We start from the raw sequence: 20,652 nt of genomic DNA, 5'->3' as shown, positions 1-20,652 counted from the left end.
GGCCTTGATGTAGGTGAAGTTGGCGCCCGCGTAGTGCACGGCAGGGGCCGTCGCCGGCCTCTCCGAAGCAGGATTCCGTCGATTACGGCTTTGCCGGAGGTGCGCTATCCGCCGTGCCGGAGGTTGCTGCGTTCGTTGAGGCAACCACCACGTTGCGGGGCGCGGCCGGCGGGGCGGGGCAGCGATTGCTCGCCCCGGGTTCCAGCATCGGCAGCAGCAGCGGCCCCATCGACTTCAGGATCTGCACCGGCAGCGCCGACGTGAAGCGGTAGCGTGCAGCGTCCGGACCGATCACGTAGGCGGTCAGCGTGCCGAAATGGCGGGGGCCAAGATAGAACACGAAAGTCGCCGTCCGGTTCAGCGCAACGCCACGGGCCGCGCCGCGGCCGAGCACGATGCGGTTGTCACCCGTGCCGGTCTTGCCGCCGACCGCCAGTGTGCTGCCGTCGGCGAGCTTGAAGGCGCCGGCCAGGCGCCGCGCCGTACCGCCTTCCACCACCTCCGACAGCGCGCTGCGCAGCGCGGCGGCCACTTCCGGCGCCATCACCCGTTCGCCCTGTTCGCCACCGCTGGCGAAGCGGCTTTCGTAGGGGGTGCCGGTGGCGAAGTTCAGGCTGTCGATGCGCAGCGTGGGCTGGCGGATACCGTCGTTCTCGATGATGCCCATCAGCTCGGCCAGCGCCGCCGGGCGGTCGCCCGAGCTGCCGAGGGCGGTGGCCAGCGAGGGCACGAGATGGCCGAAGGGATAGCCGAGGCGCGCCCAGCGGCGGTGGATGTCGAGGAAGGCCTCGACCTCCAGCAGCGTGAAGATGCGCGAATCCTGGGCGCCCTTGAAGCGGGTGCGGAACAGCCAGCGATAGACGGCCTGGCGCTCGGCGGTGCTGGCCTCGACCAGCTCGCTCCAGCTGGCGTCGGGCTTGGCCATCAGATAGCCGACCAGCCACAGTTCGAGCGGGTGCACGCGGGCCACGTAGGCGCGGTCGGTCAGGTCGTAGGCTTCCGGCGCATTGCGGGTGTACAGCCGGGCGATGCGCTCGGCGTTGAGCTTTTCGCCCTCCAGGCGCTGCTGCAGGAAGGCTCCGAGGGCTTCCGGTGAAGCCTGCGGCGACAGATAGCGGAAGACGGCGGTCAGGCGGTCGGCGCCGGGGCGCAGGCCGTCGAGGAACTCGTCCTGGATGTCGGCCGCCTTCATGCCCTGGTACTTGTGCCAGAAGCGGCGCAGGAAGACCTGCCCCTCCTTGTCGGCGAAGCGGGCCAGATAGGTGGCGCGGCGCGGATCGTCGGCCTGCTGCAGCAACTGCGCCGTGCTGCCCGACACCTGGTACATGGAATAGCGGACCACGTCGCGCATCAGGCGGACGAAGGGCAGGTTGATCGAACCCTGCAGGGCCTCACGCACAGTGGGCATGCGGCCGTTGTCTTCCTTGCGGAAATTGTTGAAGGTATGCACGCCGCCGCCAGTGAAGAAGCTCTCGCCCGGGCTGGCCGAGTAGTTGCGTGCCAGGGCCGCCTGCAGCATGGCCGGCAGGTTGCGGTCGCTGGTGCGGGCCAGGTAGTCGATGGCCCACTGGCTGATGTGGTCGTGAGGGTCGATCTGCAGCTTGCGCAGCTCGGCCGGCGTCTTGTCCACGTAGCGCTGGCGCAACTCGGCGACGATCTCGAGATAGGTGGTCAGCACGCGCAGCTTGGCGGTGGAGCCGAGTTCGAGCTTGCTGCCTTCGTTGATGTCGAGGGGCTGGTCGGTGGTGTCGGTCTGCACGCGCACGCGGTTGCTGCCCGGCGTGCCCTCGACCAGATTGAAGCTGTAGCGCACCTTCCCCCAGTTGGCGGTCTCGAGCATGTGTTCACCGATCAGGCCCTGCTGGCGGGCGAACTCCTGCTCGTCGAGCCGCCCGAGGAAGGTGCTCACACGCTGCTGCAGCGTGCCGTCGAGGGTGGTGGACACGTCCGCATCGTAGCGGTCGAGCTCGTACAGCGACGCGTCGAGGAGGCCCGCCAGGCGGTTGCGGATCGCCGTTGCCCCCTTGCCCGCATCGGCCGGCAGCAGGGCCGGGTTGGCCACCATGTCGCGGAACTTCAACGGTTCGGCCAGGGCCGCATCGCGCAGCGCAGCCCCGATCATGCCGTTGTCGGCAAACAACCGGATGTAGCTCGCCGACAACTGGCCGAGGTTGTCGCGGCCCTTGGGGGCGAGATAGTAGGACGGCCGGCGGTGGGCGATCATCAACGCCACCACCTGGCGCAGCGCACGGCCCTGGGCAGCGAGGCGCGGGCCGCTATCCTCGGGCGCAGCGAGCAGTGCATTGACCTCGTTGAAATCGGCGGCGAACCACACCCACAAGCCATCACCGAGGCCGTTGACCTCGCCGAAGCCGGGCGCCGCCGACAGCGGCACCGTGTTGAGGTAGTCCACCAGCAGGTCGCGGCGCTGGGGCAGGGTCTGCTCGCCGTCCCGGTAGGCGCGCACGCTTGCCGACACCATCTGGCGCAGCTTTTCGCTGCTGTTGGGCGTCACGCCGTCCGGCGAGTGGCGGAACTTCTCGATCTGCGTGGCCAGCGTGCTGCCGCCCGGCGCATCGAAATCCTCATTGACCAGGCGGCCGACCCGGCCGAGCACGGCGCGGCCGAAGCGCACCCAGTCCACCGCCGGGTTCATCAAGGGGCGGGCGTCATCGAGCAGATCGCGGTTCTCGATGAAGGTCAGGGCCTGGGCGATGCGCGGCGGCACCGCCGCGAAGTCCGTATAGGCCCGGAAGGGATAGCGGAAACGGTACAGCGTCTCGTTGCGGCAATCGGTGACGGTGAGGCCGGCCGAGGTCTTCTCCCGGTAGGGCGGAAAGTAACCGCGGTTGGTGTAATCGAGCAGCGCGTTGGAGAAGTGCGCCTGCCGCGTCAGCCGGAAGCCGTGCGCCGCGAGGCGGGCGCCGATCTTGGGCAGTTCGCTATAGCCCATGCGCTCGTCGAAGGGGCCGTGCGCCGGTGTGCGGATGGCGTCGCTGCTGCCATCGACCACCGCATAGCTGAGGTCGGCGGCGTAGCGCGCCAGGTAATGCGCCTGCAAGCGCGACGTCTTCACCTCGTCGGCGACGAACACGCCGCCACCGACAACAATGACCACCAGTAACCCGCCGAGGGGCCAACGCAGGCGGTGCAGCAAGCTTTTGGGCTGGTCTTCTTGCACTTGGGATCCGTTGTCTGACCTCACGGCGCCAGTATAGGGGGATCGCTCCGCGCGCGGCCAGATCGATTGAATTTGAACATCATCGATCTTCCTGGGCTTGTGTTGCGGAACGACGGTGGTGCCGGCTTAAACTTCCAGGCGGAAGTCCGGCAGCCCCACGGGCCAGTTCTAGCCCGGCAGCACGTCCGCAATGGCTGCCGGCAAATCGGCCATGCGCTCCACCAACGGATGCCGGCAATACTTCTGGAACTCCGCCGCCCGCGTAAAACCCCAGGCCACGCCCAGGAAGGCCATGCCCACCGCCGCCGCGGCTTCCGCATCGCGGATCTCGTCACCCACGTACACCACCTGCTGCGGCTTCAGCCGGCTCGACCACAACAACTCCTGCAGCTTGAAACGCTTGCCGAACAGGGACGCACCGCAATGCACCTGGGCAAACAGCGCCAGGGTCTCGGCCCCCAGCACCGCATGTACCGCCTCGCGGGAATTGGACGTCACCAGCGCCAGCGCCGTGCCCTGGCCTGCAATTGCCTGCAAGGCCTCCGCCGTGCCCGGATAGGGCCGCACCATGTCGATATGCGCCAGCACCCGCTGCCGCATGTCCACCGCAATCGCCGGCACCTTCCAGAACGGAATCCCCAGGTGATCCATCAACTGCCGCCCCGACATCTTGCGCGGCTCTTCCGTTGCATCCGGCGCAATACCCCGAAAACCATGCCGCTTGGCCGCCTCGTTGAGGCACACAAGAAAAGCATCGAAGGAATCGGCAAGCGTGCCGTCGAAATCGAAAACCGCGAGGTGCTGCGACATGATGGAGAAGGCCGGAACAGACGAAAGTGAAAGGCGCTCGGTCGATGTCGACCGAGTATGCCGAAAGGATTGGCCGCGCAGACTACGCCAAGCTGCGTGCACGGTAAAGAGTGCGGCGTGCACAAACGATGTGGCGGCCCGCTCGTAGAGCAAGGCCAGCGCAACATCTTATGTGCCCAGCGCCTTGATCGATGCGCCTGCCGCCACATTCGATACCAGCCTGCTCAAGGTGCCATGTTCACCTGACAACAAAGCATGTTCACACCGCCACATCGAATGCGACGCGGTGAACATGGAATGTGGACGCGACAACATCGACCGTGCACCGCGCAACATAAAATATGCTATTGAGTTATAAGAAATAGGTATTTAACATAAATGCAACAAGCCTCGCATTCCCTTCCAAACCACACGCAGGAGGACTCATGGCAAACCCGCTCTCGAAACGGCTCCCCAGTCAGGTGACCCTGGCTGACCTCGAAACCTACCGCGCCTTCAAGGCCATCCCCGACTACAAGCCGGCCAACACCGACTACAGCTTCGACGTCGTCTCAGCCCTGTTCAACAAACTGCAGGCCGCCCTCGACGCCGAACTGCACACCCAGAACACCTACGCCGCTGCCCGCGACGCGGCCGTCGCCATTCAGCACGAATTCCACGCCGCCATCCTCGGCGTAAAGAACCAGTTCAAGGCGCAATACGGCGTGGACTCGGACCAGGTCGCGGCGCTAGGCTTGAAGAAGAAGTCGGAGCGGAAATCGCGGGCGAGGGCAGGGAAGGCGGAGGAGGCGACAGCAACCTAGGTACGCACACTGAAGTCAGAAGTACAGGTTTGACGCCCAACTTGGCAGGCCCGGCAATCCGCCGGGCCTTGTCACATCAAGGAGGTATGGCTGTCAAAAATGAAGTTCCGCACTGCCCAACATGGACAATCCTCATAGCTTTCATGTGTTATTCCGTGGGAGCCTCAAGAGATCACGATTCAAGGGTTTAGCAGATGGGGCTACTTGGAAAGATTGCGGACCTGGGGGCTGGGTTGAAGGAGTCCATTGCGTTGACCACTGAAAAAGCGATCGGGGCTGCCAGTGAGGCACACCTGGGCGCCAAGCTTTCGGGCCTCAAGGATGGCGTGTTGGAGCGGGGAGGGGACTATCTCACTGCGGGCAAGGACAGAGCCTCCGAACTGGTAAGAGCTGCCAACAAGAAGCTTGCCGAGGTCGATGTAGAAGCGCTGAAGCGCTCCGAGACCTACGCTCACACATTCGGTAAGTACAAGGACCTCGGCGCAGAAAAGGTCACGAGCTACTTCAAGTCCACATTTGAGGTGGACAAGACCACCGCCGAGATGGTGGAAGGGATTCGCAACCGGCTTCCCTCGCGACCGCAAGACATCGACGACATCTTCGAGCAGTGCAAGCGCGAGGCTTTCCAGCGCGCCATCTCCGCATTTTGTCTGGCTCCTGTAATGGCCGGACTCGACAACAAGCTCGAAGCCCGCTACGCCAATCTGTCGGATAGCTACACGACGTTCAAATCCGAAAACAACCTGCATGACGATCCCAACTTCGCGCGCATGAACAACGAACGGGCTGCTGCTCGCGCGAACGGGATGGAGCCCCTGGAAAATGGCTACAACAGGGATTCCCCGCTTAATCCCTACGATACGGATATCGAGCACATCATCCCGAAGCAGCAGTATTACGACGACTGGCTGCTCCGCGTTGCCACAAACGACGATGAAATCATCGAACTGCTGAACAACGGGGACAACCTGACGTTTGCGGATGAGCATGTTAATGGCTCGAAGAATTCAAAAGATCTGCTCGACTACCTGGCGTACAAGAAGGAAAAAGGCGAGCTTCGTGCCGACGCAGACAACCCGGATCTGCTGCATCTCACCATCGGCGATGACGAGTATTCCATTCGCGAGTCGGACGCCATGGCACGCTACGAAAAAGCCCAGGAGCGCCTGCACCAACAGCATCGGGATGCACTGAAAGAGGTCGGTTTGACTTGCGCCAGCGCAGGCATGCGCATGGCCGCACAACAGGTCGTAGGCCTCATCGTCATTGAGACCATCGACATTTTTGTCGACGAGATCAAGGACATCGTGAAGAACGGGCGATTCTTCGACGAGAACGGCCTGCTCGCCAATATACAGGCGCGCAAGCAAAACATTTCCGACAAGCTGGCCCGCCGCTTCGATGAGCGGAAAATCTGGGCGCGAGCCAAAGAGGCGGGCATCGACGGAGGCGTGGCCGGAGCCCTCAGCGCCATCCCGCAAATACTCATCTCCCTCATCGTGAAGATGCCCGCATTCATGCTCTCGATCATTCGGGAATGCACATTGTCAGTGGTGCGCTCGGTGCGAGTGATCCTGAGCGACGACGAGAACAAATTCGAAAGCATCAAAGTCGTCATGCTCGGAACCGCATCCGCGGTGCTGGGCGTCTATGTGGCCAACGTCATCTCCAAGGCAATTCGACCCGTCCCGATGCTCAATGTCTTCAATAGCCAAGTAACTGCCGTGCTGAGCGGAATGGTAGTGACGGCAGTGCCCTTGGGCGCTATCTACATGTTTGACCGGAATAAAGCGAAGCTGACGTTTTCGTTGTTGGAGGCGAGTGATCTGTTGCATAGGGGGGATGAAGCGCGCATGCGATGATCGAAAAAACCGGTGCGTTTGTCCGAGGGGGCCGAGATTCGAAGGAGCAGGGATTTGGCCAGAGCGTCTTCGGGCGACGGCCTGCCAGGCAATCCAGTCATGCCGGCGTTCATGACTTTCTGATGGCCTCTTTCTCCACGCTTAAGTACACGATTCAGAGAGAACCGCGCATGAACGAAGAAGTGGGTCAGCTGCAAGAGGTAGCTCCAATCATCGAAACATCCTCGACCCCAGTCTCGCCGGCGCCAGGAGTTCACCTAAAGGTCGCTGTTGTTGACAAGTTAAATCTTGCCGACTTCCAAAATTCGGTCCCCGCGCTGCATGAGCTGGCAATTGTCAATGAGACACTGGCTCCTATCAGTGAATTGACTATCACCATAACCTCCGAGCCTGCATTCCTGAAGCCTCGGACTTGGAGTATTGATACGATCGGTGCCGGCGAGACCTTTCACATCGCTGATTTGGACGTTCAACTGGATGGCTCCCTGCTGTCTCGCCTTACTGAGGCTGAACCCGCAACACTGTGTTTCGAGCTTAGAAGCCGTAAGGAACCCGAGACGATTATTGCCCAGCACGATCGTGTGGTCGAACTGTTGGCCCGTAATCAGTGGGGCGGTATTGGCTATGTCCCGGAGATGGTGGCTGCCTTTGTGCAGCCCAATGATCCTGCCGTCGATCACGTACTCAAAGCTGCGGCTCAGGCTTTGCAGGCTGGTGGCAAGTCTGGTTCCATTGATGGTTATACCCACGGCGCCAAACGCGCTTGGGAATTGGCCTCCGGGATATGGACTGCCGTTCTGCAACGAAAGCTTCACTATGCTCTGCCGCCAGCCAGTTTTGAGCACCGGGGGCAGAAGGTGCGAAGCCCGGGACAGATCCTTGATGCTGGCTTGGCTACGTGTCTGGACCTTACGCTGCTGTTTGCATCGTGCTTGGAACAGGCAAACCTCAATCCGCTCTTGATCCTCACACATGGTCATGCTTTTGTGGGGCTGTGGTTGCGGGATGAAACGTTCTCTACTGTAGTCGTTGACGACATCACGGCGGTCCGCAAGCGCCTCCAGCTTCAGGAGATGCTTGTTTTTGAGACAACCTTGGCGGCTCAAGGCCACCCTGTCAGCTTCAGCCAAGCCATATCTCAAGGTGATCGTCAGCTATCCGAGGGTGAGGACGACAAGTTTGAATTGGTAGTGGATGTGAAGCGTGCCCGCATGTCGCGCATCAAGCCGCTGGCCTTGGGGCAGGTAGTGGCTGAACAAGCCCAGCCTATTCATGAAGCCGAAGCAGTAGTCACGTTCGAGGATGCTCCCGACCTGCCCGACGAGGTGGTGCAGGAAGTCCCTAGTACAGAATTGGATCCGAAGGATCGGCTGGCCCGTTGGCAGCGCAAACTACTAGACCTGTCGTTGCGTAATGCTCTGCTCAATTTCAAGGGCGGCAAGAATGCGCTACAACTCGATGCGGCGGCGCCGGCCCTTGAAGATGCGGTAGCCGAGGGGCAAACACTCAAATTACTGCCCAGTCCTGATTTGATGCAGGGCCGCGATCCACGAAGCCTCCAATTGCACGAAGCCCGTAGCTTGGAGGACTTGCGCAAGGCGCATGCGGCCGACGCTTTGAAGCGTCGCGAGGTTTTCATTCGCCTCGAAGAGCAGGAGCTTGAGAATCGCCTTGTCGATCTCTATCGTGGTGCCCGCAATGCTCTACAGGAAGGGGGGGCCAATACGCTCTTCCTTGCATTGGGTTTCCTAGTCTGGACACGGCCCGACAAGCCAGACCACCGGGTCAAGGCCCCGTTGATCCTGCTGCCCGTGACGCTGGATCGCAAGAGTGCTCGATCTGGATTTTCGTTGCATGCGCACGATGACGAGCCGCGTTTCAACCCCACGCTCGTCGAAATGCTGCGCCAGGACTTCCAGCTCGAACTTGGCGTGCCGCAGGGCGATCTCCCGCGTGATGATTCCGGGCTGGACATCGCTGACATCTGGAAGCGTGTGCGTGCCGCTATCAAGGATATTCGAGGATGGGAGGTCAGCGAGGACGTTGTGCTGTCAATGTTCTCCTTCGCCAAGTACCTGATGTGGAAGGATCTGGCAGAGCGCTCTGAAGACCTGCGCAAGTCCCCCGTGGTGGCTCACTTGATCGATACGCCACGCGAGCCCTACCAGTTGACCGTGCCCTTTCCGGATGCACACCGACTTGATGTTGACTATACGCCCCAGCAGGTATTCAGCCCTCTGCCAGCCGATTCCTCTCAGCTCTCGGCCGTGATGGCTGCAGCCAGAGGCAAAGATTTCGTGCTCATCGGCCCACCGGGTACCGGCAAGAGCCAGACCATCGCCAATCTCATCGCCCAATGCTTGGCCGAAGACAAACGCGTGCTTTTCGTGGCCGAAAAGATTGCTGCACTGGATGTTGTCTACCGCCGTCTTCGTGAAGTCGGCCTGGGTGAGTTCTGCCTCGAACTGCACTCCAACAAGACTCGCAAGCTTGATGTATTGGCTCAGTTGCAAAAATCCTGGGACTCTCGCAGCGAGGATGCAGCTGACTGGGCGGCTAAAGCCCACCAACTCAGTCGTGTGCGTGAACACCTGTTGACTTACGTCGAACGCCTGCACCACAGACACGGCAATGGCCTGACTGTGTACCGGGCCATTGGTAGTGTGGTCGGTGGTGAAGCTATTCCCGATCTCCGTTTCTCTTGGCCTTCGCCACGGGAGCACGACGAAGAGGCTCTGGCTGCATTGCGCGAGTTAGCGGGCAGATTGCAGGCCAACGCCATGGCAGTTGGGGCTCAGACACTCCATGCAGGACCACTGACCCCAGTACATTTGAGCGAATGGTCTGCGCGCTGGCAGCAGGAGATGGTGCGCGCTGCACAGATTCTGAGTGAATCCTGCGACCGTCTCATCGTTGCCTCTCGTCAGTTGTGCGAGCAACTGGGGTTTGATACTCCGGTTCTGCACCGCAACGTCCGTTCATCGCTCGGTGTCATCGCCAAGGCCTTACCGCAAGCGGCTGGTAAAGCTTGGAGTTTCAGTGTCTTGCCGCAGAGTGCCGAACTCTGCTCGGAGCTGAAGGCTGGAGCCGAGATACTCGGCCAACATCGCGAAAGCTCGAGCCGGATGCCCTCCGTCTGGCCCCCCGAGCAACAGGCCCAACTGCGTCATGCGCTGGATCTGCTGGACCAGCATCGCCGTGTGCATGCTGAGCTGGGTACGGCATGGCCCACTGCCGTGAGCGATGAGCTACAGCATGGTATTCAGCGCATCGAGGAGATCGCGCAACTGCGAGACGGTCTGTCTGTGAAGTATGGCTCGGGCGTCGCGCAACTCAATATCACGCTGCTTCAGCGCGACTGGGCCAAGGCAGAAAAGGCTCTCTGGCCGCTGGCTTGGTTAGGGAAACGTAAAGTTCGTAGCACGCTGGAGTCCGTCATTGAAAGCACTGACGAACCCCGCATCGCCGAGGATCTGGCGGCGCTGGTGCGGATCAAGAGTTTACGTGACGAAGTGGGCGAGGTGAATCCGGGGGCGGCTGTCGAGGGCCTGTGGGCGGGAGAGAAGACCCGCACCGACTATGCCCGTAGCGCTCTGCTGGCCAACGCTAGCCTGCAAGCCGCACGTGCTCAACGCCCTTACTCGCTGGATGGACTGACTCCAGCTGCCGAGGGCTACTGTGGGGAGCGTTGGGTTGCTGAGGTGCGCCGGCTAAAAGCCTTACAGGATCTAGATAGGCAGATTGCCGATTGCGCGCCGCTGATGGAAGCCAGCGACGGTCTCTGGCAGGGGCATGAAACCGATATTGAGCTACTCCGTGCTGCGCTGGCCTTCGAGCAGGAGCGCCTGTGCCTGAAGGTGCGCGGTGCCCTTCAAGCTGCTCATCCGGCTGTCGCCGAAGGCCACTGTGGTTCTCGCTTGCTCCAGGCGTATACCCAGTTGCAAGAGCGTGCCGCACTAGAGACCAGGCTAGCTGGTCTTACCGCTGTCGATATCCATTGCGCTGGTGTATGGGCAGGTCTGGATTCCGACACCGATGCCATCACCGATGCCTTGCGCTTCCATTCGTTACTGCATGCTGCGCTCTCCGGGCTTTGCCTACCCGCAATGTCACTCGATGCCATTCGCCAGGCGCTGCACCGCGTGCTGGCTGAACACGCAACTGAGCTGAGCGAAGGAGGCGCTATCAGTAATGCCTGCCAACAGATGCTTGCGAGACTTGCGGAATTGAACGCTGCCGTCACCGCTTTCAGTAGCTACGCAGGCCAGCCTGAGGAGGTGAAGCGCGCATTTGCTGACCTTACTCCTGATGAGATGGGCGGTGTCGCCCTCCAACTGGACAGCGCACACGCTGGTTTGCATGCTTGGTGTGCTTGGCGCAATGCTCAAACTGCGGCTCGTGGTGCTGGATTGGCGGCATTGGTCGATTCTATCGTTGCTGGTGATATTGAACCTGCCCGCGTACCCGCAGCTTTCGAGGTGAACTACGCTCGCTGGTGGCTGGCGGAGGCCGTCGATGAAGACGACGTACTCAAGCGCTTCGTTTCGGCTGAACACGAACGCCGCATCATCGAATTCCGGGCTCTTGACGAGGAGTTCACAAAGGTGACTCGTCAATGGATCCGCGCCAAGCTCTGCGCGGGGCTCCCGTCATCGGAAAACCTGCAGCGCAACAGCGAGTGGGGCGTGCTGCGCCACGAGATCACCAAGAAAAAACAGCACAAACCTCTACGCCAATTGCTTGAGGATATTCCCTCCGTGGTGTTGCGGCTCACACCTTGCCTGTTGATGAGCCCGCTTTCCATTGCACAATACCTCTCGGCAAATGCCAGCAGCTTCGACATCGTCATCTTCGACGAGGCCTCACAGATTCCGGTGTGGGACGCTATCGGAGCCATGGCGCGCGGCAAGCAAGTGGTGATGGTTGGTGACCCCAAGCAACTGCCTCCCACCAACTTCTTCGATCGAGCCGAAGCTCTGGACTCGGAAGACGTGGAAGGCGATCTTGAGAGCATCCTCGACGAATGCTTGGGAGCGAGCCTGCCCACACGTAACCTCTCTTGGCACTACCGCTCCCGTCACGAAAGCTTGATCGCTTTCAGTAACCATCGCTATTACAACGGTAGTCTGGTTACTTTCCCATCACCGGTCACCGAAGATCGTGCAGTGAGCTTCCATCTTGTCAATGGACAATATGAAAAGGGTGGTGCCCGCATCAACCAGCTCGAAGCACGTGCTTTGGTTGCCGACCTTGTGGCGCGCCTCAAGTCGCCGGGCTTCCGGCAGTCAGGCCTTACCATCGGCGTGGTTACCTTCAACTCTGAACAGCAAGGTCTGATCGAAGATCTTCTCGATGCGGAGCGCCGTAAGGATCCAGGCCTGGAACCCTTCTTTTCCGAGGTAGAACTCGAACCCGTGTTCGTCAAGAACCTGGAAAGCGTGCAGGGCGACGAGCGCGACATCATGTATTTCTCCATCACTTACGGGCCCGACATCAGTGGCGCGCTGTCGATGAACTTCGGCCCGCTGAATCGCGATGGTGGTGAACGCCGACTCAATGTCGCGGTGACACGCGCGCGCCATGAACTGCGCGTGTTCTCCAGCCTACAAGGGGAGCAAATGGACCTCTCCCGCACCAAGGCAATCGGTGTGCGCGATCTTAAGCACTTCCTCGAATTCGCCGAACGCGGTGCCCGTGCCCTGGCCGAAGCACATCACGGCAGTCAAGGTGATTTCGACAGCCCCTTTGAAGGCGCTGTCGCCGCGGCGCTGGGGCGCAAGGGTTGGCAAGTGCATACCCAGATCGGTGCATCTTCATTCCGCATCGACTTGGGCGTGGTTCATCCCGATCACGCTGGGCGTTACTTGGCTGGCATCGAGTGCGATGGCGCCACCTACCACCGGTCAGCCACTGCACGTGACCGCGACAAACTGCGCGAACAAGTGCTGCGTGGCTTGGGTTGGGAGATTGAACGGATCTGGTCCACCGACTGGTGGGTTAACCCAGGCGGCACGCTGGAGCGCGTGCATGCGCGCTTGAATGACTTGCTTACCCAGGACCGTGAGCGCCGGGCACTCGAAGCCAGTACGCAGGCAGCAAGTGCCGAAGCTCAAACTGTCGACGAGGGCGTGCCGGATACTGACAAGGCATTGGGGGAGGCTGCGCTGACCATCGCCAGTGCGGCGGTAAAGCCGCTGGTGTCATCGCAGGAGGCCGTGAACGAATCCCCTGAGGCGCTTGAGGTCCGTGCCGCAACTACGTCTGCTATGACTGCGTTCAGCGTCACCAACAACGCGGATCGTCAGTTCCGTGCATCGCTGCCAGAAGACGCTGTAGAGGCAGGAGTTATCTCGGTCGAACAGTTCTACGAGCCAGCTTATGACGAAGTTTTAAGACTGATGGTTGAATGGGTTGTCCGGCATGAAGGCCCTGTGCTCGACGCAGTACTCGCTCGCCGCATTGCTCGTGCGCACGGTTTTCAGCGCACCGGCAGCCGCATTCAGGAACGTGTCGCACAAATTGCTCGGCAATGCGTCGGCGCCACGGAAGAAGCCGCTGGAGTCTTTTACTGGCCCGATGGCGTTATACCCGGTACCGAAGTTGCCTTCAGATGGCCTTTTGATGAGGACAGCGCACGCGGAGTGGATGAGATCTGCGAGCAGGAATTGCTGTCGCTCGCGTTGGGGGTTGTCGATTCTGGAAAGTCAGGTGAGGAGGCGCTGATTGCGATGGCGCGGGAAATTGGTTTGATGAAGTTGAGAGCTGCAAGCAGGGGACGGTTGGAGGCGGTGCTGGCGCAGGCTTCGAGCTGAGGGTGTCGCGTATCGAAGAGGCGCTTTAGGGCTGGCAGCGAGGAGGACTTAGCTCCTTTGCCGTCAGCGCTCAGGCCGTCTTTGATTCACTCTGGTGGTGATCATGGCTATCTTGAAGGAAAAAATCCATGAGTTCGAAAAGCGATGAAGGCGCTGTCTCACGGGGCGGAAGCCTTCTTCTCCGGCATGGAGAAGAAGGCTCCTGGAAGGTGCCCCTGGGGGAGGAGTGTATTGAGGAGATTTCGAATCACATCGAGGCTCATCTAGGGCCGGTCGAGACTGTTTTTCACGAGATTGCTTCTGATACCGTACACATTGACGTTCATTTCGTGAAACCCACAGAGCACTTTCCGTTTGCTCGGCTGGTTACCTCCGGAATGAGCGATCTGCCGATGCCTGTTCCTGAGGGGGCAGACGTCCCTCGTTATACCGAGTTGCTTGTCACCCTCCCCAAGAGCTGGAGGCTTGATCAAGCCTCCTTCAAAGATGAAAGCTGGTACTGGCCAGTTCGTCTCATCAAGACTCTGGCAAGGTTTCCCCACAAACATGCCACGTGGCTTGGATGGGGGCATACCATTCCCAATGGTGATCCACCTGCGCCCTATGCGCCAGGTACGTCGTTGTGCGGAGCAATCATCTTGCCGTCGATTACTGTGCCCGACGGATTCCACGAACTGCAAATCGACAAAGACAAGAAAATAACCTTTTACTCGGTACTGCCCCTGTATGAGGAAGAGATGCAGTTAAAACTCAACGCTGGTACAGAGAAGCTACTCGACCGCCTCGATCGAGTAGGTATAAATGACATCATTGATCCAAAGCGCCGTAACGTTGCGAAGAGGCGATTTGGTTTTTTCTGACTAAATAACGTGAGGTGCCGTCCCAATGGAGCGCCCTGAATACGCGCGGTCTAATGTAACGGACCGAGGCCGATGTCGCGCATCAAGTCAATCTCCCGAAAGACTTTAGGGTGTATGAAGAATATCCAAGTTATCGATGGAGCCAATAATTCCGTTTACGACATCTTCGCGGCAACCGAAGAGGAATTCGCTCTAATTTATCCCAAAGGCGAGGATGTTGCCTTTATTAGGGAAGTCATGGCTCGCGGACCGGAAAAGGAGCTTCGCGAGGCGTTCGTTTGTATATGGAAGCGACGTATCCCCAAACGCGATGCGATGGGGATCCACGGCATATTGTTTTATGAACTGGACCACAAAATGAAGTACTACCCAACACGTCGAGATGAAGAGGCGGTCAATCCTGACGGTACTCGGCTTCGATAACATAAGCTCTAAACATGCAAGTCGATAAGGACGCCTCACGGCCGAGCCACTCATGCCCTCGGCTCCAAAATTGAGCGACTGCCTAGCTCATTCGTCACTGGCAGGATTGGGGGCCAGCCGCTGATTCGAGGGGCTCTTCCGCTGCCTGAGCCGCCGGTGAGAGTACGATCGATGTCAGGCGGCTATGCGCTGCTTTCCCGCCTATCGGAATGGCATGCAATTGGTTGAAAGATAGTCGCGGCGGATGGCAAAATCCAGCAATGCTAGGAATTAGATTTTTTGGCGCTTGGCTGCTTGACTATTTGTTGCTGCTACCCGTTGCGTAACAAAGCAGACAGCCTAGCCTAGGCTAGATTGCAGCAAAACTCAGGGAGTGCCATGGAGTTTACGAATTGCCGATGGGCAGCCACCCATAGCCAACTGGACTTGGGGCAGCGTCCATGACAGCCTTAGTCAAACATAGCGCACCTGGCCCCTATCTGGGCTTCTCGTTGCAGCCAGTCCGGCTCTGTTACCATCTTCTCAGTAGTCCGTCGGATTCGAGTGTTTCCTTAGAGCTTCTGGATGATGTCGCTATCCACTACGCCAACGGAAATGTCCTATTGGAGCAATGCAAGAGCGCTCTGTCACATAATGCACTCTCGGATTGGTCCGAGGACCTTTGGAAGACCATTGCGAACTGGCTTGTTGCTGTCGAGTCCAAAAAAGTTGATGGGAGAACAACGACATTTCGCCTGTACGTGACGCCTCCGAAATCTGGCAAGGTGAGTTCGGCCATTCATGACGCAACGTCTGTGGACGCTGTAGACCTGCTGCTCCGACAAATCGAGGGCAAGCTCAGCAAGAAGGCCGAACCGCCCAAGTGCATGCCGCACGTACAGAGATTTCTTGATGTGACGGCTGCTCTTCGCAACCAAGTCATTTGCAAGACGTCGATTCTGAGCCGCGATGTCGATCCGATACAACCGCTGCGGGATTTGCTGGCACCCACTGTTCCAGACGGCTCAATTGACATCATCTGCGAAGCCGCTGTTGGGATGGCACAGGCGAGGGCAGACCGCCTCATCCGCGACGGCATGCCAGCTCTGATAAGCGTTGCAGAGTTTCGGAAGAGTTTTCATGCATTCGTTCAGCAGAACAACATGCCTGGCTATCTAGCTTCGCTAACAGCGGCTCCAACGACGGCGGACGCCAAAGCGGTACTCACAAGCCGACCTATGTTCGTGCGGCAACTGCAGTTGATCGAAGCTACGGAGGCACTGCAACTTCGGGCAGCAAGTGATCTCATGAGAACGTCTGGCGACAAGGTGAAGTGGGCCGAAGCAGGATTCATCTACGACGACACCTTCAAGGACTGGGAGGACTCGCTATTGCGTCGGCACGAAGCGTTCGCTGGTGAGGTCAATGACCTCCATTCAGACAAGCCGAACGTCGTGCGAGGGCGCCTCATCTACGGCCGATGTTCCGTCTTGGAGGTGCCTATAGATAGCCGCACGGTACCGAGCTACTTCACCCATGGAGCATTTAACGATCTGGCAGACAGGCAAGAACTTGGCTGGCATCCGGAATACCAAGTCCTTCTTGATGAGGAGGACAAAGCATGAGTGAGGTCGTTCAGTCACGCCATCTTAGCGAGGCGGCGCTCGTTCAGAACGAGGCGCTGGGTGCCTACGCGCTGTGGAAGTTCGGCCTTGGATACCAAGATCGTGATGGCCACGCAGCGGTGCTTCCCCTCGCGTTCCTTGTCCTCCCGCTGATCCTGCACGGCCCAACTTTGACGATGGTACTGAGCACCCATAAAGCATCGGGGCTGCACCTGTTCGCCGGCAAACTCGGGAATAAGCGCGAAGACCTTCTAGCGATTCACGGTCGGGCGTTGGCGCTAAGGCGATTGACCCTGGAATCGCTCGTCCGCGCGGAGCAGTCCGGTCTCATTCGAATCGAGCCAACGATGGCCACCATCTGGTCAATTAGTCCGTACGAGGAGTTGGGCATGCCAGCGTTGCCCGAGCGAATTCGACAATTTGGACCAGCTTGCGAAAGGATCGGCTATTGGTTTGCGGGGCTCACCGATCAGCAGGTGGTGCACACGCTCAGAGTGGAGTTCTAATGTACTTTCAACTACGGCAAGTTATCTTATGGCCACGACGCGGCGGAGAGCCGCGGGTCGTGAAGTTTGAGCCCGGTTTGGTCAACGTTATTAGCGGGGCATCGAAGACTGGCAAGTCGTCAGTCATACCAATCGTTGACTACTGCTTGGGATCAGAGAAGTGCGCTATTCCAGTGGGCGTGATTCGCGATAGTTGTTCCTGGTTTGGTGTGCTACTCGATACACTTGAGGGACAGAAGCTAATTGCTCGCCGGGAGCCAGGTAACTTGAAGGCCTCTGGCGACATGCTGCTCTTGGAAGGGCCGGAAATCGAGCCGCCTCCCGTGATCCAGGAGAAGAATCAAACGGTTGACTACGTCAAGGCGGTCCTGAATCGACTTTCCGGTCTCTCGAACTTGCAGTTCGAGCCGGGGAGTGAGGACAGGTTCAAGTCTCGGCCAAGCTTTCGCGATCTGATGGCCTTCCTTTTTCAGCCTCAGAACATCGTTGCAAATCCTGACGTGATGTTTTTCAAGGCTGACACAACGGAGCATCGCGAAAAACTCAAGACCATCTTCCCTTACGTGCTTGGTGCCATCAGCCCAGAGCTTCTGCAAGCGCGTCACGAATTAGATCGCATCTCACGGCTGCTGCGCCGTAAGGAAGGCGAACTGAAGGCCCGTCAGGCCTCTGGAGCCTCCTGGCAGCGAGAAGGCTTTGCTTGGGTGCGCCTGGCGATTGAGTATGGGCTGCTGCCGGCCGATACCGTGGTACCGAACGACTGGCCATCGATCGTGGACCTACTTCGAACTGCAATGCAAAGCGATGCTCGCGCTGCCACACCGACGCTTGCGTCTATGGACGTCATCATGGCAAGGCTCACAGAACTTCGGGCAGCAGAGTCCAAGCTTGGGATGGACCTCAACCAGTCCCGCAATCGGCTGCATGAACTGCGGCGCCTAGATGAGAGCAGCAGCACCTTCCGGGACGGCCTCCACGTCCAACGTGATCGGTTGGGCTTGTCGCGATGGATTCGAGATCTGGCCATTAAACGTCCATCGGTTGTGCTTGAACCCAGTGATACCGGACGAGCACGGATTGATCAGCTCTGTGAGGCGCTTGAGGGCATAGAACTTCGACTGCGAACGCACCCGGGAGTTACTGAATCCCTAGGAAGAGAAACGCTTCGTCAACGCGAGGCAGTGGAAACCATACTTGCTGATCTCGCGGCGGTACGTCAAGAAATACGAACACTAGAAGGTCAATCGGAAGAAGCGCGCAAAGCAACCACTCGAGGCGAATACATTTCGCGCTTTCTTGGCCGACTGCAGGAAGCCCTGAGATTGTATGAAGCGGCTGATACTTCTTCAGCGCTGAACGAAGAAATTTCAGCATTGAGGGCACAAGTTGTGGATTTGAATAAGCTGATATCTGAACACGAGATAAGCCGAAAAACGGAAAATGCCCTTGACACGATCCAGTCCATTTCTTCGCGCATAGTTCCAGAGCTTGATGGAGAGTGGCCGGATGCACCCATTCGTCTGAATATCCAAGACCTCACGGTGAAAGTTATTCGTGGTACGCGCGATGATTTCCTTTGGGAGATTGGTAGCGGTGCGAATTGGCTTGCATATCACGTGGCCCTCACCCTTGCGCTGCAGGGGTACTTTCTTAGCAAGCCGAATCATCCAGTGCCGGGATTGCTAATCTACGACCAGCCAAGCCAAGTTTACTTTCCAGCTCGGAGAGCAGGAAAGCCATTGGAAGAGGATCTAGATCCGGAGTGGAGCAATGAAGACGTGTTTGCGGTGCGAAAGGTATTCGCACTTTTCGATCACATCATCTCACGGACTAGGGGCAGGCTGCAGATCATCGTGCTGGACCACGCTGATGAAGAGGTCTGGGGCGGACTGGCTAACGTCCATCGCGTTGAAGAGTGGCGTGGGAAAGGCCTCGTGCCGGCTGAATGGAACTAGGCTCCTGGGCTCATAGCAAAGCCAACATGCGTCCCCCTCCCTTGTCTACTGTGATGATTAGTTTCCATGGCAAAGCTTATACGCCGCCGACGAAAACGTTCGTTGGTCGATCTTGGGGGCTGAACGGCTGGTAAGCGGCGCTATGCGGCACGTTTTAAGCCGTCAGGCTAACGACCGCTAAGGCCGAGGAAGAGCCCCTCGGATCAGCGGCTGAACCTCGGCCATTGCGTAAGCCCCCGGCCATCCCATCTTCCCCAAGCCCCTTAGCTCGCTAAACATAGTGTCCACTAGCCAAATAGAAGTGGACACTTTGATGAGCATCACGAAGCCCCACTGTGTTTGGGGACGATTTAAGGGCTTGTGACGATGATGCACAGATCTTTGAGTCAGAGGGCGAGCGTGGCTTTGCGAATGAGGTGCTTCAGCAGATCGGCAGAGAGCTATGTCCCAGTGCTCCTTTGGGCCATGGAGACATGGGTACCTTGGTGATTTTTCATAACGCTGCTCCGAACAATACGCTCCCTATATTTTGGAGTGGAGGTTCGGTTGGCGAGCGCCCTTGGAAACCATTGTTCCCACGTGCTTAGATAAGGCGCTCAAGTTGAACGGCCATTCCTCTCAAAGTGAGTGATCAACGACACGTCTATGGATGCAACGGACTTTCGTCCACTGCTCGCCGAAATACAGCGTGTATCTATTTCACATCCAGAGCTGACGTTCATGGCTGCCAGAGCGACTGGCCGCAATCAGCCTTAACCGGCCGGATAGGTTTGACCGACGAATGATTTTTGATGGTCGATAGTACCCTCTCTGCATCCTTGCCGATAGCAGTCCTTCGCCATGAGTTCAAAAATCAGGCTCCGATCAACAGCAAGGAGTCTGTCATGAAAAACCGCGAACATTGGGAGGCTTGGAACAAGGGGAAGCTGGTTGGCCAGAAGGCACCGCTCAAACCCAAAGACATCTGGGCTATCCGCATTCACCTGCAGAACACACACGAGGTGCGAGACCTCGCCATGTTTTGGCGATCGACAGCAAACTCCGAGGCTGTGACCTCGTCAGCCTGCGGGTTCGCGATGTGACGCACGGAGGTCAGATTCTCTCGCGTGCAATGGTGGTTCAACGGAAGACGCAGCGGCCCGTCCAGTTTGAGCTGACGGAGCCGACGCGTACGGCAGTGGCAGCCTGGATCCGCGAAGGCCGGCTTGAAGCCGGAAAACTTTCTCTTCCTAGGCCGACTGCACAACTCCCCGCACGTCTCCATCTGTCAGTATGCGAGGATCGTCGAGCTCCGGGTCGTAGCGGCTGGTCTCGATCCTACCGCCTACGGCACGCACTCGATGCGGCGTGCGAAGGCGACTTTGATCTATAAGCGCACGAAGAACCTGCGGGCTGTCCAACTCCTGCTAGGCCACTCCGAGCCTGAGTCCACCGTCCGCTACCTTGGCATCGAGGTCGATGATGCCTTGGAGATCTCAGCGCAGACCGAGATCTGACCTTAAAGCGGTCTCTCGCAGAGCATCCGAGATGCGACGGGGGGCGCTTACAGTCTCGATGCCGAGAGAGTACTGTCGGCCAGAAGCTGCCGGTGACCCTTACATTTTTCTTGTAGATCGTTGGTGTTCGTCTATGCTGATCCAATGACACAGCAGTAGGCCCGTTCGGCCACATATAAGTCTGTAGACCAAATCTTTAGAACACAAATGGGAGACTGCATGGATCTCTTTCGCATTGAGCTTGATTTTGGGGGGCATCCTTTAGGCATGGTCCTATCTTCAGGGCTTGTCGGAACAGTTGAAACCGGTAGTTCTGTAGATGGCGTTGACGGAGCACGAC

At 58.7% G+C, this 20,652-nt stretch carries 13 protein-coding genes; 11 read left to right on the top strand and 2 right to left on the bottom strand.

The window, feature by feature from the left end; all coding sequences use genetic code 11:
* Window positions 1-82 precede the first annotated feature (82 nt).
* Window positions 83-3,181, bottom strand: a complete 3,099-nt coding sequence (locus tag AC1PQG_RS15505) for a transglycosylase domain-containing protein (protein WP_481118719.1) — start codon at window positions 3,179-3,181, stop codon at window positions 83-85.
* Between the two features lie 168 nt (window positions 3,182-3,349).
* Window positions 3,350-3,991 carry an HAD hydrolase-like protein gene (locus AC1PQG_RS15500; protein ID WP_481118718.1) on the bottom strand — a complete coding sequence of 214 codons (642 nt, stop codon included), beginning with the start codon at window positions 3,989-3,991 and terminating at the stop codon, window positions 3,350-3,352.
* 425 nt (window positions 3,992-4,416) lie between these two features.
* Between AC1PQG_RS15500 and AC1PQG_RS15495 the strand changes: the two genes are divergently transcribed.
* The 11 genes from AC1PQG_RS15495 to AC1PQG_RS15445 all read left to right on the top strand — a co-directional run bounded on the left by AC1PQG_RS15495 (window position 4,417) and on the right by AC1PQG_RS15445 (window position 20,312).
* The gene (locus tag AC1PQG_RS15495; RefSeq protein ID WP_481118717.1) at window positions 4,417-4,794 is read left to right on the top strand and encodes a hypothetical protein; all 378 of its coding nucleotides are present in this window, start codon (window positions 4,417-4,419) and stop codon (window positions 4,792-4,794) included.
* Window positions 4,795-5,045: 251 nt separating this feature from the next.
* Window positions 5,046-6,656 carry a hypothetical protein gene (locus AC1PQG_RS15490; protein ID WP_481118716.1) on the top strand — a complete coding sequence of 537 codons (1,611 nt, stop codon included), beginning with the start codon at window positions 5,046-5,048 and terminating at the stop codon, window positions 6,654-6,656.
* Window positions 6,657-6,826: 170 nt separating this feature from the next.
* A complete protein-coding gene (locus AC1PQG_RS15485) occupies window positions 6,827-13,468 on the top strand; it encodes a DUF3320 domain-containing protein (protein WP_481118715.1) in 6,642 nt (2,213 codons plus the stop codon).
* 128 nt (window positions 13,469-13,596) lie between these two features.
* On the top strand, window positions 13,597-14,328 hold the full coding sequence (locus tag AC1PQG_RS15480) for a suppressor of fused domain protein (protein WP_481118714.1): 732 nt from the start codon (window positions 13,597-13,599) through the stop codon (window positions 14,326-14,328).
* Window positions 14,329-14,400: 72 nt separating this feature from the next.
* Window positions 14,401-14,751: a hypothetical protein gene (locus AC1PQG_RS15475; RefSeq protein WP_481118713.1), complete on the top strand. Its 351-nt coding sequence runs from the start codon at window positions 14,401-14,403 to the stop codon at window positions 14,749-14,751.
* A gap of 440 nt (window positions 14,752-15,191) precedes the next feature.
* Window positions 15,192-16,355 (top strand): ABC-three component system protein, encoded by a 1,164-nt coding sequence (locus AC1PQG_RS15470; protein WP_481118712.1) that lies wholly within the window; start codon window positions 15,192-15,194, stop codon window positions 16,353-16,355.
* Complete coding sequence (locus AC1PQG_RS15465; RefSeq protein WP_481118711.1) at window positions 16,352-16,861, top strand: three component ABC system middle component; 510 nt, start codon at window positions 16,352-16,354, stop codon at window positions 16,859-16,861. The genes AC1PQG_RS15470 and AC1PQG_RS15465 overlap by 4 nt, the downstream gene beginning before the upstream one ends.
* A gap of 59 nt (window positions 16,862-16,920) precedes the next feature.
* Window positions 16,921-18,816 (top strand): DUF3732 domain-containing protein, encoded by a 1,896-nt coding sequence (locus AC1PQG_RS15460; protein WP_481118710.1) that lies wholly within the window; start codon window positions 16,921-16,923, stop codon window positions 18,814-18,816.
* A 335-nt stretch (window positions 18,817-19,151) separates the two neighbouring features.
* Window positions 19,152-19,403: a phosphoribosyltransferase-like protein gene (locus tag AC1PQG_RS15455; protein ID WP_481118709.1), complete on the top strand. Its 252-nt coding sequence runs from the start codon at window positions 19,152-19,154 to the stop codon at window positions 19,401-19,403.
* A gap of 297 nt (window positions 19,404-19,700) precedes the next feature.
* Window positions 19,701-19,898, top strand: a complete 198-nt coding sequence (locus tag AC1PQG_RS15450) for an integrase (RefSeq protein ID WP_481118708.1) — start codon at window positions 19,701-19,703, stop codon at window positions 19,896-19,898.
* 123 nt (window positions 19,899-20,021) lie between these two features.
* Complete coding sequence (locus tag AC1PQG_RS15445; RefSeq protein ID WP_481118707.1) at window positions 20,022-20,312, top strand: tyrosine-type recombinase/integrase; 291 nt, start codon at window positions 20,022-20,024, stop codon at window positions 20,310-20,312.
* The last annotated feature ends 340 nt before the right edge of the window (window positions 20,313-20,652 follow it).

It is taken from the genome of Zoogloea sp. GDB6 (assembly GCF_056724105.1).
Note: the sequence above shows the minus strand (reverse complement) of the source record. Positions and strands in the feature narration are given on the sequence as shown.

Coding starts and splice junctions, on each gene's coding strand:
- AC1PQG_RS15500 (WP_481118718.1), bottom strand. CDS start 3,991: ATGTCGCAGCACCTCGCGGTTTTCGATTTCGACGGCACGCTTGCCGAT.
- AC1PQG_RS15495 (WP_481118717.1), top strand. CDS start 4,417: ATGGCAAACCCGCTCTCGAAACGGCTCCCCAGTCAGGTGACCCTGGCT.
- AC1PQG_RS15485 (WP_481118715.1), top strand. CDS start 6,827: ATGAACGAAGAAGTGGGTCAGCTGCAAGAGGTAGCTCCAATCATCGAA.
- AC1PQG_RS15480 (WP_481118714.1), top strand. CDS start 13,597: ATGAGTTCGAAAAGCGATGAAGGCGCTGTCTCACGGGGCGGAAGCCTT.
- AC1PQG_RS15475 (WP_481118713.1), top strand. CDS start 14,401: ATGTCGCGCATCAAGTCAATCTCCCGAAAGACTTTAGGGTGTATGAAG.
- AC1PQG_RS15470 (WP_481118712.1), top strand. CDS start 15,192: ATGACAGCCTTAGTCAAACATAGCGCACCTGGCCCCTATCTGGGCTTC.
- AC1PQG_RS15465 (WP_481118711.1), top strand. CDS start 16,352: ATGAGTGAGGTCGTTCAGTCACGCCATCTTAGCGAGGCGGCGCTCGTT.
- AC1PQG_RS15450 (WP_481118708.1), top strand. CDS start 19,701: ATGAAAAACCGCGAACATTGGGAGGCTTGGAACAAGGGGAAGCTGGTT.